The organism is Shinella sp., from assembly GCF_049651085.1.
Classification (GTDB): Bacteria; Pseudomonadota; Alphaproteobacteria; order Rhizobiales; family Rhizobiaceae; genus Shinella.
In genome coordinates, this window is record NZ_JBASBL010000033.1 from 105,268 (window position 1) to 121,379 (window position 16,112).

Annotated in this window: 13 protein-coding genes; 8 read left to right on the forward strand and 5 right to left on the reverse strand. The window is 65.7% G+C overall.

Translation table 11 applies throughout. The features are described 5' to 3' along the window. The first annotated feature begins 4 nt into the window (after nucleotides 1–4). The 3 genes from phaZ (at nucleotide 5) to WA950_RS22890 (ending at nucleotide 2,714) form a co-directional block, all read left to right on the forward strand. Nucleotides 5–1,294 (forward strand): polyhydroxyalkanoate depolymerase, encoded by a 1,290-nt coding sequence (phaZ, locus tag WA950_RS22880; RefSeq protein WP_424554047.1) that lies wholly within the window; start codon nucleotides 5–7, stop codon nucleotides 1,292–1,294. A gap of 128 nt (nucleotides 1,295–1,422) precedes the next feature. Next, the gene (locus WA950_RS22885) at nucleotides 1,423–1,857 is read left to right on the forward strand and encodes a DUF2852 domain-containing protein (protein ID WP_424554048.1); all 435 of its coding nucleotides are present in this window, start codon (nucleotides 1,423–1,425) and stop codon (nucleotides 1,855–1,857) included. Nucleotides 1,858–1,952: 95 nt separating this feature from the next. Then, nucleotides 1,953–2,714, forward strand: coding sequence for a M48 family metallopeptidase (locus WA950_RS22890; RefSeq protein ID WP_424554049.1), 762 nt, complete (start codon nucleotides 1,953–1,955; stop codon nucleotides 2,712–2,714). Between the two features lie 32 nt (nucleotides 2,715–2,746). On the opposite strand, the gene WA950_RS22895 is transcribed toward WA950_RS22890, so the two are convergent. Then, nucleotides 2,747–2,944 carry a YqaE/Pmp3 family membrane protein gene (locus WA950_RS22895; RefSeq protein WP_424554050.1) on the reverse strand — a complete coding sequence of 66 codons (198 nt, stop codon included), beginning with the start codon at nucleotides 2,942–2,944 and terminating at the stop codon, nucleotides 2,747–2,749. 129 nt (nucleotides 2,945–3,073) lie between these two features. Between WA950_RS22895 and WA950_RS22900 the strand changes: the two genes are divergently transcribed. The 5 genes from WA950_RS22900 to WA950_RS22920 all read left to right on the forward strand — a co-directional run bounded on the left by WA950_RS22900 (nucleotide 3,074) and on the right by WA950_RS22920 (nucleotide 8,169). Then, nucleotides 3,074–3,748 carry a phosphoribosylanthranilate isomerase gene (locus tag WA950_RS22900; protein ID WP_424554051.1) on the forward strand — a complete coding sequence of 225 codons (675 nt, stop codon included), beginning with the start codon at nucleotides 3,074–3,076 and terminating at the stop codon, nucleotides 3,746–3,748. After that, nucleotides 3,745–4,965: a tryptophan synthase subunit beta gene (trpB, locus tag WA950_RS22905; RefSeq protein WP_424554052.1), complete on the forward strand. Its 1,221-nt coding sequence runs from the start codon at nucleotides 3,745–3,747 to the stop codon at nucleotides 4,963–4,965. Before WA950_RS22900 ends, trpB begins: the two co-directional genes overlap by 4 nt. Before the next feature lies 1 nt (nucleotide 4,966). After that, on the forward strand, nucleotides 4,967–5,806 hold the full coding sequence (gene trpA / locus WA950_RS22910) for a tryptophan synthase subunit alpha (protein WP_424554053.1): 840 nt from the start codon (nucleotides 4,967–4,969) through the stop codon (nucleotides 5,804–5,806). A 96-nt stretch (nucleotides 5,807–5,902) separates the two neighbouring features. After that, a complete protein-coding gene (gene accD / locus WA950_RS22915) occupies nucleotides 5,903–6,805 on the forward strand; it encodes an acetyl-CoA carboxylase, carboxyltransferase subunit beta (RefSeq protein WP_424554054.1) in 903 nt (300 codons plus the stop codon). 20 nt (nucleotides 6,806–6,825) lie between these two features. Continuing rightward, nucleotides 6,826–8,169: a bifunctional folylpolyglutamate synthase/dihydrofolate synthase gene (locus WA950_RS22920; RefSeq protein WP_424554055.1), complete on the forward strand. Its 1,344-nt coding sequence runs from the start codon at nucleotides 6,826–6,828 to the stop codon at nucleotides 8,167–8,169. 54 nt (nucleotides 8,170–8,223) lie between these two features. Here the strand turns inward: WA950_RS22920 and trxA are convergent, their stop codons facing one another. From trxA to WA950_RS22940, 4 genes are all read right to left on the reverse strand, one after another. Next, complete coding sequence (gene trxA, locus WA950_RS22925; RefSeq protein WP_424554056.1) at nucleotides 8,224–8,544, reverse strand: thioredoxin; 321 nt, start codon at nucleotides 8,542–8,544, stop codon at nucleotides 8,224–8,226. A gap of 94 nt (nucleotides 8,545–8,638) precedes the next feature. Then, nucleotides 8,639–12,196 (reverse strand): double-strand break repair helicase AddA, encoded by a 3,558-nt coding sequence (gene addA / locus WA950_RS22930; protein WP_424554057.1) that lies wholly within the window; start codon nucleotides 12,194–12,196, stop codon nucleotides 8,639–8,641. Beyond that, nucleotides 12,189–15,371, reverse strand: coding sequence for a double-strand break repair protein AddB (gene addB / locus WA950_RS22935; protein ID WP_424554058.1), 3,183 nt, complete (start codon nucleotides 15,369–15,371; stop codon nucleotides 12,189–12,191). The genes addA and addB overlap by 8 nt, the downstream gene beginning before the upstream one ends. Further along, the gene (locus WA950_RS22940) at nucleotides 15,368–16,102 is read right to left on the reverse strand and encodes a nucleotidyltransferase family protein (protein ID WP_424554059.1); all 735 of its coding nucleotides are present in this window, start codon (nucleotides 16,100–16,102) and stop codon (nucleotides 15,368–15,370) included. Before WA950_RS22940 ends, addB begins: the two co-directional genes overlap by 4 nt. Nucleotides 16,103–16,112: the final 10 nt, after the last annotated feature.

Sequence of the window (16,112 nt, forward strand, 5' to 3'; positions counted from 1 at the left end):
TTCGATGTATTATCAGCTCTACGAACTCAATCATGCGATGATGGCGCCCTGGCGCGCAGCCGCGGATCAGATGCGCATCGCCTTGCGCAATCCGCTCAATCCGATGGCGCATACCTATCTCGGCCGCACGATGGATGCAGGCTTCGAGGTTCTCGAGCGCACCACCCGGCGCTACGGCAAGCCGGAATTCGGCCTTCCCGTCACGGTCATCGACGGCCAGGACGTCTCCGTGCATGAAAAGATCGTCTGGAAGCGGCCGTTCTGCAATCTCATCCATTTCGAGCGCTGTCTGCCGGCAGGCCACCGCAAGGACCCCAAGGTCCTCATCGTCGCGCCGATGTCCGGCCACTATGCGACGCTGCTGCGCGGTACCGTCGAGGCGCTGCTGCCGCATGCCGAAGTCCATATCACCGACTGGCTGGATGCGCGCATGGTGCCGCTGTCGGACGGCAGCTTCGATCTTGACGATTACATCGATTATGTCATCGAGATGCTGCATGCGCTCGGGCCGGATACCCATGTCATCGCCGTCTGCCAGCCGGCCGTGCCGGTACTGGCGGCCGTCGCCGTCATGGAAGCCGACAACGATCCGCTGTCGCCCTCGACCATGACCTTGATGGGTGGGCCGATCGATACGCGCATCAACCCGACAGCCGTCAACAAGCTCGCCGAAGAAAAGCCGATCGACTGGTTCCGCGACAATGTCATCATGCCGGTGCCGTGGCCGCAGCCCGGCTGCATGCGCATGGTCTATCCGGGCTTCCTCCAGCTTTCCGGCTTCATGTCGATGAATCTCGACCGCCACGTCATCGCCCACAAGGAGTTCTTCGCCCATCTGGTGAAGAACGACGGGGATGCTGCCGAAAAGCACCGCGACTTCTATGACGAGTATCTCGCCGTCATGGACCTGACCGCCGAATTCTACCTCCAGACGGTTGAAACGGTGTTCATGAAGCACGCTTTGCCGAAGGGTGAGATGATGCACCGCTCGCGCCCCGTCGATACGAAGGCGATCCGCAAGGTGGCGCTGCTCACCGTCGAGGGCGAGAACGACGACATTTCCGGCGTCGGCCAGACCAGGGCGGCGCAGACCATCTGCACCAACATCCCCGATACGATGCGCATGCACTACATGCAGCCGGATGTCGGTCACTATGGCGTCTTCAACGGTTCGCGCTTCCGCAAGGAGATTGCGCCGCGCATCCTCTCCTTCATTGCCGAGCATGGCGCAAGCGAGAAGGCAAAGCCGGTTCCGCGCGTCATCAAGGGTGGAAAATCAGGCGCTGCCTCCTGATTTTTCGGGCCCCTTTCAGGCACTTGCCCGAATTCGGCCGGCCTTGTCTTGAACGTGATCGGCGCTCTGCCCACATCGAAAACACCGGAAACCGAGGTGGTTTCCGCCGATCGTGAGGAAGATTGCCTATGAACCAGTCAGCACTGATCCGTCCGGACTGGACGCCTGCGACCATCGCCCTGATGGTGCTTGGCTTCGTGGTGTTCTGGCCGCTCGGCCTTGCCATGCTCGCCTACATCATCTTTGGCGACCGCCTGAAAAACTTCAAGAAGGACGCCAACGGGACCGTCGACAACATGTTCGCCTCGTGCCGCAGCAAGTTCGGCGGGCGTCGCGGCCACGCCTTCCGCAGCGCCACCGGCAACGTCGCCTTCGACGACTGGCGTGACGCCGAACTCTCTCGCCTGGACGAGGAGCGCCGCAAGCTCGACGAGATGCGCGAGGAGTTCGATTCCTATGTGCGTGAGCTGCGTCGCGCCAAGGACCAGGAGGAGTTCGACCGCTTCATGCGCGAACGCCGCGCCAACGGTCAGGGCAATGTCCCGGGCTTCCCTGCCACGTAGGCTCACCTGGAAGAACGAGAACAGGACCGGCGCCTCAGGCGCCGGTTTTTCGTTGAGGCGTTTCAGTTTGTGCCGAATCGGCTATGAAAGACGGTATGTTTTCCTTGGCTCGCAAGCCCCGCAAAGCCCTGAAGGCGCCGCCTCCGCCGGAACGGCGCGAGATCGACGTCAACGGCAAGCGCCTGCCGCTGACGATCCGGCGCGACCTGCGCGCAACGCGCCTGACGCTGCGCATCGAGCCCGGTGGCAGGGCGCTGCGCATGACCGTGCCGAATGGCCTTCCCGAGCGCGAAATCCATGAATTCCTCGATCGTCATCAGGGCTGGCTGATGACGAAGCTCGCCAAATTCCGCACGACGAACGAATTGGCGGATGGCGGCTACGTGATGATCCGCGGCGTTTCCCACCGCATCGAGGCGACGGGACGGCTGCGCGGATTGACCGAGGCGGTCCTCGTCGACGACGAGGCGGTGCTGCTTGTGGGCGGCATGGAGGAAAGCATTCCGCGCCGCATCAGCGATTTCCTGAAGAAGGAGGCACGGCTGGAGCTGGAACGGCTCGTCGCCGTCCATGCCGGCCGCATCGGCCGGCGCGTCAAGTCCCTGACCTTGCGCGATACCCGCAGCCGCTGGGGTTCCTGCTCGGCGGACGGCGCGCTCAGCTTCTCCTGGCGCATCGCCATGGCGCCGCCCCATGTCATCGACTATCTCGCCGCCCATGAAGTGGCGCATCTTCGCGAGATGAACCACAGCCCGGCGTTCTGGTCGCTCTGCGAGCAGCTCTGCCCGACAACGGATGACGCCAAGCGCTGGCTGAAGCGCAACGGCAGCCTGTTGCACGCAATCGATTTCGGCTGAAGCGGTCTCCCGTCAGCGATCGGCTGCGAGGCTTACCGGCCCCTGTCCGCCAGAACTTCGCGGATCTTCTTGTCGGTATTGTACTGCCCCAGCGCATAGACGGCCCAGATCGCCGCCGGCAGCCAGCCGATCAGCGTGATCTGCAGAATGAGGCAGATGATGCCGGCAATCGGCCGCCCGATGGTGAAAAACACGAGGAAGGGCAGAAGGATGGCAATGATGAGCCGCATGGTTGTCTCCGTTCTTGTTTCACCCCCCATATGGGCCCGCCGCGCGCCCGTGCAAGAGCCGCCCCTTGCGGGCGGGCCGCACCGTCTTTCGGCTCGACTCTTCACTGGATTCGTGCGACTTCCTGCGCCATGACACTCGACATCAAGATCTGCGGATTGAAGACCGAGGAGGCCGTCGACAAGGCTGTATCCCTGGGCGCCAGCCATGTCGGCTTCATCTTCTTTCCGAAAAGCCCGCGCAACATCGAGCCCTCGGATGCCGGCCATCTTGCCGAGCGCGCACGCGGCCGTGCGAAGATCGTTGCCGTCACCGTGAATGCCGACAACGATCTCCTCGACGAGATCGTCGACCAGCTTGCGCCGGATATCCTGCAACTGCATGGCAGCGAAAGCCCCGAACGGGTGCTGAACCTCAAGGCGGTCTATGGCCTGCCGGTGATGAAGGCCTTTTCTGTGCGCGAGGCGGACGATTTCAAGAAGATCGACCCCTATATCGGCATTGCCGACCGGTTCCTGTTCGATGCCAAGCCCCCGGCGGGCTCGGAGCTGCCGGGCGGCAACGGCGTCACCTTCGACTGGTCGCTCATGCATCTGCTTGACGGGGGCGTCGATTACATGCTTTCGGGTGGGCTGAACAAGGATAACCTCGCCGAGGCCATTCGGCTGACCGGCGCGCCGGGCATCGACCTCAGTTCCGGGGTCGAGAGTGCACCGGGCGTCAAGGATCTCGGCCTGATGGAAGCGTTTTTTGAGGCGGCGCGAAAAGCGGAACGCGAGACCGCCGTCGCAGGGAGAAGCAAGTGAACCAGTCACCCAACCTGAATTCGTACCGCGAGGGTCCGGACGAGGACGGCCGTTTCGGCATTTTTGGGGGCCGCTTCGTCGCCGAAACCCTGATGCCGTTGATCCTGGACCTTCAGGAAGAATGGAACAAGGCGAAGACCGATCCCGCCTTCCAGGCCGAACTCAAGCATCTCGGCGCCCATTATATCGGCCGCCCGAGCCCGCTCTATTATGCCGAGCGCCTGACGCAGCATCTCGGCGGCGCGAAGATCTATTTCAAGCGTGAGGAGCTGAATCACACCGGCTCGCACAAGATCAACAACTGCATCGGCCAGATCCTGCTTGCCAAGCGCATGGGCAAGACGCGCATCATCGCGGAAACCGGCGCCGGCCAGCATGGCGTGGCCTCGGCCACGGTTGCCGCGCGCTTCGGTTTTCCCTGCGTCGTCTACATGGGCGCAACGGATGTCGAGCGCCAGGCGCCGAACGTCTTCCGCATGAAGCTGCTTGGGGCGGAAGTCCGCCCCGTGACCGCCGGTCACGGCACGCTCAAGGACGCCATGAACGAGGCGCTGCGCGACTGGGTCACCAATGTCGACGATACTTATTACCTGATCGGCACCGCTGCCGGCCCGCATCCCTATCCGGAGCTGGTGCGTGATTTCCAGGCGGTGATCGGCACGGAAGCGCGCGAGCAGATTCTCGCCGCCGAAGGCCGCCTGCCCGATATGGTGATCGCGGCTGTCGGCGGTGGCTCCAACGCCATCGGCATCTTCCATCCCTTCCTTGACGACAAGGGCGTTCGGATCGTCGGCGTCGAAGCGGGCGGCAAGGGTCTCGACGGCGAGGAGCACTGTGCCTCGCTGACGGCCGGTTCGCCCGGCGTGTTGCACGGCAACCGTACCTATCTGCTTCAGGATGCGGACGGCCAGATCAAGGAAGGCCATTCGATTTCCGCCGGCCTCGATTATCCCGGCATCGGCCCGGAACATGCCTGGCTGCACGAAACGGGTCGCGCCGAATATGTGCCGATCATGGACGACGAGGCGCTGGAGGCCTTCCAGCTTCTGACGAGGCTCGAGGGCATCATCCCGGCGCTGGAGCCGAGCCATGCTATCGCAGAGGTGATCAAGCGCGCGCCTAATATGGGCAAGGACCAGATCATCCTGATGAACCTCTCCGGCCGCGGCGACAAGGATATCTTCACCGTCGGCAAGATCCTCGGTATGGAGCTGTAAGATGACCGCACGCATGGACAAACGCTTTGCGGATCTCGCCGCCGAAGGACGCCCGGCCCTTGTCACCTATTTCATGGCCGGCGATCCGGATTATGCCAGCTCGCTCGAGATCATGAAGGCGCTGCCGAAGGCGGGCGCCGACGTGATCGAACTGGGCATGCCCTTTTCCGATCCGATGGCCGACGGCCCGGCGATCCAGCTGGCCGGCCAGCGCGCGCTGAAGGGCGGCCAGACGCTCGCCAAGACGATCCAGATGGCCCGCGACTTCCGCAAGTCGGACGATGCGACGCCGATCGTGCTGATGGGCTACTACAATCCGATCTATATCTATGGTGTCGATCGGTTCCTCGACGATGCGCTTGAAGCCGGCATCGACGGCCTGATCGTCGTCGATCTGCCGCCGGAAATGGACGATGAACTGTGCCTGCCGGCTATTGCAAAGGGCGTCAATTTCATCCGTCTGGCAACGCCGACAACCGATGAGAAGCGCTTGCCGGCCGTTCTGAAAAACACCTCCGGCTTCGTCTACTACGTCTCGATGAACGGCATTACCGGCTCGGCCCTGCCGGATCCGTCGCTGGTCGGCGGCGCCGTCGGGCGCATCAAGGCGCATACGAATCTGCCGGTCTGCGTCGGCTTCGGCGTCAAGACGGCCGAGCATGCCCGCGCCATCGGGGCTGCGGCGGATGGGGTGGTCGTCGGTACGGCGATCGTCAACCAGATCGCCTCCAGCCTGACTGCGGAAGGCAAGGCCAGCGCCGCCACCGTTGCCGGTGTCGAGACGCTGGTGATGAGCCTTGCCTCGGGCGTGCGCGGTGCGCGCCTTGCGGCGGCGGAATGAAAGTCCCACATGGGAATGGATAAGAGCAATTCCAGGAAAAGCCCGATGCGGCTTTCCGTTCGGGATTGCGCAAAAGCGACAACGGGAGTCTAGACCGTGAACTGGATCACAAATTACGTTCGGCCGAAGATCAACTCGATGTTTGGCCGCCCCGACCGGGACGTGCCCGAGAATCTCTGGATCAAGTGCCCGGAAACCGGAGAGATGGTGTTCCACCGCGATCTCGAGGAAAACAAGTGGGTCATCCCGGCATCGGGCTACCACATGAAGATGCCGGCCAAGGCGCGTCTCAAGGACCTCTTCGACGATGGCGTCTACGAGGCCCTGCAGCAGCCGAAGGTTGCGCAGGATCCACTGAAGTTCCGCGATTCGAAGAAGTACGTGGACCGTCTGCGTGACAGCCGCGCCAAGACCGAGCTGGAAGACACGATCGTCGCCGGCGTCGGCAAGGTGCGTGGCGTCAAGCTCGTCGGTGTCGTGCACGAATTCAACTTCATGGCCGGCTCGCTCGGCATTGCCGCGGGCGAGGCGATCATCAAGGCCTTCGAGCGGGCGATCGCCGAAAAGTGCCCGCTGGTCATGTTCCCCGCCTCGGGCGGCGCGCGCATGCAGGAAGGCATCCTCTCGCTGATGCAGCTGCCGCGCACCACCGTTGTCGTGGAAATGCTGAAAGAAGCCGGCCAGCCCTACATCGTCGTGCTCACCAATCCGACGACGGGCGGCGTGACGGCCTCCTACGCCATGCTGGGCGATATCCATATGGCCGAACCGGGCGCGGAAATCTGCTTTGCCGGCAAGCGCGTCATCGAGCAGACGATCCGCGAGAAGCTCCCCGAGGGCTTCCAGACGGCGGAATATCTGCTGGAGCACGGCATGATCGACATGGTCGTCAAGCGCCATGACATTCCCGATACGCTGGCCCGTCTCCTGAAGATCCTGATGAAAAAGCCGGCGACGTCCGCCGTGGCGAACAGCGCTGTCGCCATCGCGGCCCAGTAAGCCGGATTGGCGAGGGCGGCATGTCGATGGTAACGGCCAGCGAAGCGGCAGCGGAGATCGAGAAGCTTCTCGGCCTCCATCCCAAAGGGTTCGATCTTTCGCTGGACCGCATCACGCGGCTGCTTGCAGCGCTCGGCGATCCGCATCTCAAACTGCCGCCGGTCATCCATGTGGCCGGCACCAACGGCAAGGGGTCGGTCACGGCCTTCTGCCGTTCGATCCTCGAGGCCGAGGGTCTCAGCGTCCACGTCCATACCTCGCCGCATCTCGTCAACTGGCACGAGCGCTACCGCCTCGGCGTCAAGGGCGGCCGCGGGCAGTTCGTCGGGGACGCCGTTCTGGCCGACGCGGTGCGCCGCGTGGCACAGGCCAATGGCGGTGAAAAGATCACCGTCTTCGAAATCCTGACGGCCGTCACCTTCCTGCTGTTCGCCGAGCATCCGGCGGATGTCGCGATCATCGAGGTTGGCCTCGGCGGCCGCTTCGACGCGACGAACGTCATCCCGCACGCCGCCATCTCGGTCATCATGCCGATTTCCCTCGATCATCAGGCCTATCTCGGCGATCGTGTGGAGCTCATTGCGGCAGAGAAGGCCGGCATCATCAAGCGCGGCGTGCCTGTGGTCATCGGCTACCAGTCGGAGGATGCTGCCCGCGACGTGCTGATCGAGACGGCCGAACGGCTCGGCTGCCCGCATGCCGTCTATGGCCAGGATTTCATGGCGCATGAGGAATATGGCCGCCTGGTCTACCAGGACGAATTCGGCCTTGCCGACCTGCCCTTGCCGCGCCTGCCGGGCCGCCACCAATATGCCAACGCGGCCGTGGCGATCCGCGCCGTCAAGGCTGCCGGCTTTGCCATTTCCGACAAGGCGCTGGAACTGGGTCTCGTCCATGTCGAATGGCCGGGCCGCCTGCAGCGCCTCTCGGATGGCGCATTGTTGCGGGTTGCCCCGCGCGGTAGCGAGATCTGGGTGGATGGCGGGCACAATCCCGGCGCCGGGCAGGTGATCGCCGAAACCATGGCGAATTTCGAGGAGCGCGATCCGCGTCCGCTCTTCCTCATCACCGGTATGATCAACACCAAGGATCCGGTCGGCTATTTCGAACCGTTCCGCGGCCTGGCCGAGCGGGTCTTCACCGTGCCGATCCGTGGATCGGACGCCGGGCTGGACCCGGTATCGCTGGCCGATGACGCAGCCCGCGCCGGCCTTGAAGCCGAACCGCTGTCGCTGGTTGCCGATGCGCTTGCCGAAATCGGCCGCATCACGGAGGAAGACGCGGTCCCGCCGCGCATCCTGATCGGCGGCTCACTCTATCTCGTCGGCGATGTGCTCGCCGACAACGGCACGCCGCCCACCTGAAAAGAAAAAGCCCGGCGCGAAGGCCGGGCTTGATTGGTCCAGTCTAGAGGCCGATCAGGCGGCGCCGGAAATCCAGGAGGAAAGGGCCGTCTTCGGCGCTGCGCCGACCTTGATGTCGGCCACTTCGCCGCCCTTGAAGATGGCGAGCGTCGGGATGGAGCGCACGCCGAACTTGGCGGCAAGTTCCGGATTTTCGTCGATGTTGAGCTTGGCGACCTTCACCTTGCCGGCGAGTTCGGCAGAGATTTCTTCCAGCGCGGGCGCGATCATCTTGCACGGGCCGCACCATTCGGCCCAGAAATCGACGACGACCGGCTCTGCGGAATTCAGCACTTCGGCCTCGAAATTGGATTGGTCGACTTTTACGGTAGCCATGCGGCTCTCCTTGAATGGTGATGTTGTACAAGATGTATGCAGCCGGTGCCCGGTTTCAAGGCCCGGTCGGCAGCGGATCGTCCCTTTCGGTATCTCACTTTGAACCGAGTTCGGCAAGGCTCGCATCCATGCGGCCGGCCTCCAGCCAGTAGGTTTTCGCCGCTTCCGTGTAGATCAGCCCGCAGCGGATTTCCCGTCCCGGATAGAGCGGAGCAAGGATCGCGCGGTAGATCGCAAGCTGCGCCCGATGCTCGAACGGGATCTCCTCCGTCGAGGTCGGCGGCACGCGGTTCGTCTTGAAATCGACGATCTCGACAGCATCCTCGCTGACCGTCATGCGGTCGATCCGGCCCGAGACGGCAAAGTCCCGGCTGCCGAGCGTCAGCGTGCCCATGATCGAGACTTCCGCCCGTGCGGCGGGCGAGAAGATCGAGGCAAGGCTGGCGTCGCCGATCACGGCCAGCGCCGCTGCAACGAGCGACATGCGTGCGCTTTCCGGCCAATGGGCGGCCGCCCGCGCGAGATAGCGCTGTGCCGCGGCCGGCCGCTCTGCCGGACTGAAGGAGGGCAGGACCTGCAGGAAGCGGTGCAGGATGCGCCCGCGCTCCAGCGCAAGGCCGGTGCCGTGCGCACCGCCCTTCCGGCCAAAGAGCGCGGAGGGAACCAGAAGATCGGCCGTATCCGTCTCGATCACGGCGGCCGCGCCCGAAGGGCTGAGCGGCCGCGGCAGGGCCTTCTGCGGCGGCAGGGGCCGGCCGAGCGCATCCGGCAAGGCTACCTTCACCTTTTCCTCAATGCTCACGACGACGACGTCGCCCGGAGCCGCCGCGCCGGCCTCGCGCCAGGAAAATCCCTGCCAGCTCTCGCCCGCCGTCGCAAAGGTCGTTTCCACGCACCGCTCGCCATCGGCCGAAAGCGCCGCCGCGATCATCGGGTGCCAGGTGTCCTTGTTCTCCAGCTTTCCGCGATAGCCGCACACGACGAGCCGGTCGGCGGCGCGGGTCATCGCCACATAGAGCAGGCGGCGGTACTCTTCCTCGGCCCCGGCCTTGATGCGCTCGGCATCGGCCCCGGACAGCTCGTTGCCGAGATCCTTCAGCGGCAGCCAGGCCGGCAGGCCGCCGGCAAGGCCGGGTGCGGACAGGAAGCGCAGCTGCGGCATGTGGCTTGAACTGAACGGCTTCGCACCGCCATCGACGAGGAAGACGACCGGCGCTTCCAGTCCCTTGGCGGCATGCACTGTCATGATGCGGATCTCGCCGCGCGCCTTGTCCTGCTCGCGCTTGACCGTCGGGGCCTCAAGCTCCAGCGTCGAGACGAATGCCTGCAATCCCGGCAGGCCGTTTTCCTCCTGGTCGAGCGCGAAGGTCAGGAATTCGTCGATGATCTCGCCGGCCTCCACGCCGAGCCGGGCAAGGAACGCCCGCCGCCCGCCGCCCGCACCGAGAATGCGGGCATAGAAATCATGCACGGACTGGCCGCGCGCATCGCGGATCGTGCCCTCGAGCCGGCGAACGATGGGGGAAAGCGCCGCATCCGTTTCCGCCATTTCGCGCAGCCGCGCCCAAAGGCTTTGTCTTTCGGCGCGCTGGGCGGCAAGGGCGAACAGCGCATCCTCGTCGAGGCCGAAGAGCGGGCTTTTCAGCAGGGAAGCCAGCGAAAGGTCGTCCTGCGGCAAGACCGCGAAACGGCCGAGCGCCATCAGGTCCTGCACGGCGATATGCTTCGTCAGCACCAGCCGGTCGGCACCGGCCACGGGCAGGTTGTGCCGCTGCTTCAGCGTGCGGGTCAGGGCGTTGACGAAGGCATCGCGCTTGCGCACCAGAACGATGACGTCGCCGGCCTCCATTCGCCGTGTCTTGCCCTTTTCCGTCACGGTCTCCTGGCCGATCCAGCCGGCGAGCGTATCGGCGATGCGGCGCGCCAGCACATTGATCGGTGCTTCCTCGGCAACCGCATCGAACGGCGCCGTCCAGTCCTCTTCATCGAGGCCCGGCGGCGCGGCGATCACGTCCCAGATGTCGACCGCGCCCGGCTCGCGGCCACGGTTCGAGGCATGCACGATCTCGTCGCCATCCGGCGACAGGCCGCGCGCATTGGCGGGGTCGAGAAAGACCCGGTCGACGGCCGAAAGCACGTCGCGCGTCGAGCGGAAGGACAGCAGCAGGCGGATCGGGCTGAAGGCGGTGTCTGCCGCCCGCGTTCGCCTCGATACCTCCCGGCCTTCCTCGGCAAAGCGCTCCGGGCGCGCGCCCTGGAAGGAGTAGATCGACTGTTTCTCGTCGCCCACGGCGAAGATCGTGCGCCCCGTCACGCGCGCCGTTTTGCCGGCGAAGAAGTCGTCGGTCAGCGCCTTGACGATCTGCCATTGCCGCGGGCTGGTGTCCTGCGCCTCGTCGACGAGGATATGGTCGATGCCCTGGTCGAGCTTGTAGTGCACCCAGGCGCTGACCTTGTCGCGCGTCAGAAGCGCCGCGGTGCGGTCGATCAGGTCGTTGAAATCGAGAAGGCTGCGCGCCCGCTTCAGGTCCTCATAGTCGCCGATCAGCCGCTCGGCGATGATGAGGGCCGCCTGCGTCGCTTCGTACATGCGAAAGCGCCGCAGCCGGTCGTCGCAGGCGATGACGTGGCTTTGTGCGGCAAGCAGCGCGGCTTCGAATTGCGGTGCGCTGTCCTTCACCTTCTTCGACAGGAACGAACGATCCAGGCTGCGCGGCGCGCCTGCTGCCGTGAAGAAGAGATCGGCGAGCCCCGCCCGGCGCGCCTCGGCGTCCGTCAGGCGTGCAAGTCCGCGCAGGCCGGCGGCCGACGTCTTCACCGTCTCGCTGCCAAGGCTTTCCGCCGCGGCGAGATAGGATTCGAGCACCGCGCCCTGCAGGCCGTCGAGCGGCCAGAAGGCGGCGAGGATATCCTCCGCGGTCTCGCTAGGTGCAAGGCCGGTTTCGCGCCGCAGCACCGCATCCATGCCACCCGCTTCGTCGGCGGCTTCGAGGAATTCGTGGATCGGACCGCGGCTGGCGACGATATCGGAAATCAGCCGCTCCAGCCCGGTATCGTCGGCAATGTCGAGCACGGTGGCGAAGGCGCTTGCGAGCGCTCCGTCGTCCTCGTTGGTCGTCGCGGTCAGGAGCGTGCGGCGGGCATCGGCCAGCAACACGGTCGCGGCCCGGTCGTCGAGAACGGAAAAATGCCCGGCGACATTGGCTTCCAGCGGAAACTGGTGCAGCAGCGCCTCGCAGAAGGCGTGGATGGTCTGGATCTTCAACCCGCCCGGCGTTTCCAGCGCCCGGGCGAAGAGGCGCCGCGCCTCGGCGAGCTTGAAGAGGCCGGGCCGCTCGCCCTCGATGGCCGCCACGCGGTCGCAAAGCGCCTCGTCGGAAAGGGTCGCCCATTCGGCAAGCCGCTCGAAGACGCGGTTCGACATTTCGGAGGCGGCGGCCTTGGTATAGGTCAGGCAGAGAATGGCGGACGGCCGGCAGCCGGCCAGAAGCAGGCGGATGACCCGCTGCGTCAGGACGTGCGTCTTGCCCGAGCCGGCATTGGCCGAAACCCAGGCGGAGCGGCCGGGATCGGAGGCCGTCGCCTGTTTCTGCGACGTCCAGCTCAGCCAGGCGGCGGGATCTGCGGAGACGGGCCGATCTTCCTCAAGCATCGTCGCTCTCCTCGCTGTTTTCTGCGGAAGACCATTCGGCGACGCGCGCCAGATGGTCGTACTCCCCGCCATAGCTTCGTTCCTGCTCGGGTATGAGCCGGGATGCAAACCCGTAGCGCCCCTCGATCAGGCCCGTCAGCAGCTTTTCCAGCTCCGTGAGCGATTCCTCGGCAAGCTCTGAAGCGGATTTCGGCGTCGCATTGGCGGATTTCGCCTGCTCATTGTTGACCTGCTCGGCCTTGAACCGTTCGCCGGGCTTGAGGCGCACATAGAGAAGGTTCGCCGGCTCGCGAATGCCGGGGCCGCGGAAGGCGCCGCGCCTGATCGCTGCCGCCTCCAGCGCAAGCTGCGGATCGAGCAGCGCGCGGGCGACCTTCAGCGACGGTGTGCTGCCCGTCTTGTAGTCGAGAAGATCGGCGCTGCCATCCGGCAGGATGTCGATGCGGTCGGCAATGCCGGTGAGGCGTATGCCGGCAACGGAAAGATCGAGCGAGGCCGGCACCTCCGTTAGGCTTTCGCGCACGTCCCGCGCCCGTCCAAGATGCCAGTTGACGAAGGCGCGGCCGACGGCGGCAAAACGCGGCCGCCAGACGGCATCGATATGCGGGGGCAGGGCGACCGCGTCGAATTCCTCGTTGAGGATACGGTCGATCAGCGCCAGCGGCTCGGCGGTCTTCTCCTCGCGCACGAAGCGGTCGACGATCCGGTGATAGAGCGAGCCGCGCTCGGCCGGTCCCGGATCGAGGTTGAAGGGCGCGATCGGGTCGAGCCGCAGGATATGCCGGGCATAGATCGCGTAGGGGTCGCGGCGCAGCCGCCCCACCTCGCTGAAGGAATATTTCTTCGGCTGCAAGTCTGCCGGCGGGCGCGGGGCGGGGCGGGGGGCATTCGGCACCGGCGCGCTCTTGTCGACGGCATTCGCCCATTCGATGAAATCCCGGCCGCGAATGCGCAGGTCGTTTGCCAGCGCCGGGCCGCCAACGGCGAGCAGGCGTTGCAGCCAGCGCGAGGCGACCGTCGGCGCGGTGCCGCTGCGCAGCGCCCGCGTCAGCACGACCTTGGGCGCGCCTGCGGCCATTTGCAGGTCGTGGCCGAGCTGGCCGATGCGCCGCTCGGGTGGCTCCAGGCCGATCTCGACCTTCATGATGCGGGAGAGGAAGGCGTCGTTCGCCGCCTGTCCCGGCCAGGTGCCCTCGTTGAGCCCGCCGATCACCACTGTGTCGACGCTCTGCAGGCGCGATTCGAGCGCGCCGAAGATGAAGACGCGCGGGTGGCGCATGGAGCGCGGCTTGACGCTTTCGCTCGCCGCCAGCGCCTCGATGATGTCGCACCATTGCGGCCCGTCGGCTTCGATCTGCCCGTCCGTCTCGATGACGCTTTTCAGGAGATTGGCGAGGCTGTCGCCGGCTTCTCCCGACCAGAGCGTTGCAAGGTCGCCGCGCTCGTCCACCGCCACGGCCTCCAGCGCGCGGCCGGTCCGTTCCGACCAGTCCGACAAGGCCAGCTTGGAGGAGAAGCGCCGCCCGGTGCGGCTGTGCTGCACGAGCATGCCCGCCAGCGGTTCGACGGCTTCGGCGATCCGGCGCGTCAGGTGGCGGGCCAGCGAAACGGCCTCTTCCGGCAGCGCGGTGCGCCAGACGGGCGGATGGCGATCCTTCGCCTGCTGCGCGATGGCGGCGTCCAGCAGCGGTTCGAGCACCGAAATGTCGATTTCCGCAGTGCCGCCGCGCAGCGTCGTCAGCTCCAGCGCGGTCACGGCCGCGCGCATCGTGTCGTCCGTCAGGCCGAAGCGCGCCAGCGGATGCTTGAGCAGGGCGACCAGCGGCACCGGATCGCCGGGGCGCAGCGCCGCCTCGACGACGAGCCGCAGCAATGTGCCCTGCGGCGTCGAGAGAAGCGGCGTGCCGGCCGAATCGTCCGCCTCGATGCCGAAGCGGGCAAGTTCTGCAGCAACGCGCCTTCCGAGCTTGCGGTCCGGCGTGATCAACGCCGCCTGGGCGTCCTCGCCGTCTTCCAGCGCCAAACGCAGCGCGATGGCGATGGCCAGCGCTTCCTCGCGCTCGTTTGCCGCTTCCACCAGCGAGACGTCGCGGAAGGCCTCGCCCATCTGCCCGGCGTCGAGCGTGCCGCGAATCTCACCCCAGCCGGCCGTCGCCTGCGTCGGCAGGAAGGCGCTGGAGAGGATGTGCGACCGGTATTCGAGATGTGCGTCGGGAGCGCCGAGTGTTTCGACGTCGCTCCGGGTGCGTCCCATGCGGGTGAGCAGGCGGTGCAGGCCGTATTGCGGATGGCTGCGGGAGGCCGCATCGGGTTTTTGCGTGCCGTCACCGCCCTGATGGCCGACCAGCAGCCACTCGGCATCCGACATGAAGCCGTCGAGCCCCGGCAGGATGACGACGCCGTTCGGCAGCGTTGCGACAGCGGCGATCAGGTCGGCGGTGGCGGGAATGGAGCCCGTCGAACCGGCGATGATCACCGGGCCGCCGGGCAGCGAATGGCGGTAGCGCTCCGTCTCGGCATGCAAGGTCGCATTGCGCCGGAGCGAGGGGGAGGAACGGCCGAGCTCGGCAAGCCGCGCCGGCCAGTATTCGCTGGCGATCTTCAGGAATTCGGCGGTGAGCTGCCACCATAGGGCATGGTTGGAAATGTCGAGGTTTTCCAGCGCCGACCAGTCCAGCTCCTCCGTTTCCATCGCATCGATGATCTCGGCGAGGTTGCGGGCGAGCCAGACGGCATCGGCCGGGCTTGCCGGCGCGACCAGCGGGCTTTCGGCATGGATGGACGTGACGGCGGCCGGCAGCCGGTTGCGCCAGGCCAGCACAAGGCGGGCCAGTTCCAGCAGGCGCGTCGGGCCGGACAGCGGCTCTGCCATGTCGATGAGCGCCGGCGCCACCTCGTCGAAGAAGCCGCTGTCGTCATCCGTCTCGCCGAGCGCGCGGATGGTGGGCAGGATGGCCGAGCGCCCGCCGAACAGATCGACGAATTCCGACCGGATGACGCGGGCCGAACGCCGGGTCGGCACATAGATCGTCACGTCGGCCAGCGCCAGCGGATCGGCCGGATCATAGGTGAAGCCGGGAACCAGCCGGCCGGCGACAAGATTCTGCGCGACCGTCCTGAGGAAGGGCAGGCTGGCCGGGATCGAATAGATGCGGCCGCCCCGATCCTGTGTCATGCGAGCGCCTCGCGGAAGCTGCCGATCACGGCTTCCGCCGCGCCGATTGCCTCCGGCGTACCGACGGTGATCCAGTGGCCCTCCAGCATGATGCCGAACAGGCGGCCCTTCTCGATGGCGCGGTCGAAATAGATGTTGAGGTTGAAGGCGTCGTCCGGCGCGTCGTCGAGCAGGGACGGCATCAGGGCGAGCGCGCCGGCATAGACGACCGGGCTGCCGCTACCCTCCCGATAACGGGTGAGGCGGCCTTCGCCGTCCAGTGAGAAATCCTTCTTGCCGTTGTGGCCGGTGGTGTCCTCCAGCCGCACGCAGAGCATGATCATGTCCATGCGCTCGGGGTCGAAGCCTTCCGCCAGCCGCTGGAGATTGGTCTTTTCACCGGGCGTCTCGCCGATCCAGAAGAGATCGGCATTCATCACCAGAACGGGGTCGGCACCGAGCAGCTTCAGGCCCCTGGCCAGTCCCCCGCCGGAGTTCATCAACTGCTCCGTCTCGTCGGAGAGGATGATGTCCGGCACCGTGCGGTTTGCCAGATGCGCCGTCATCTGGTCGGCGAAATGATGCACGTTGACGACGGCGCGCGTGACGCCCGCATCCGCCAGTGCGTCGAGCCCGTAGTCGATCATCGGCTTTCCGGCGATCGGCACCAGCGGCTTCGGCATCGTGTCGGTGATGGGGCGCAGGCGCGTTCCAAGGCCGGCGGCCAGCACCATGGCGTCTTCGATTTTCATGCGGTACTCG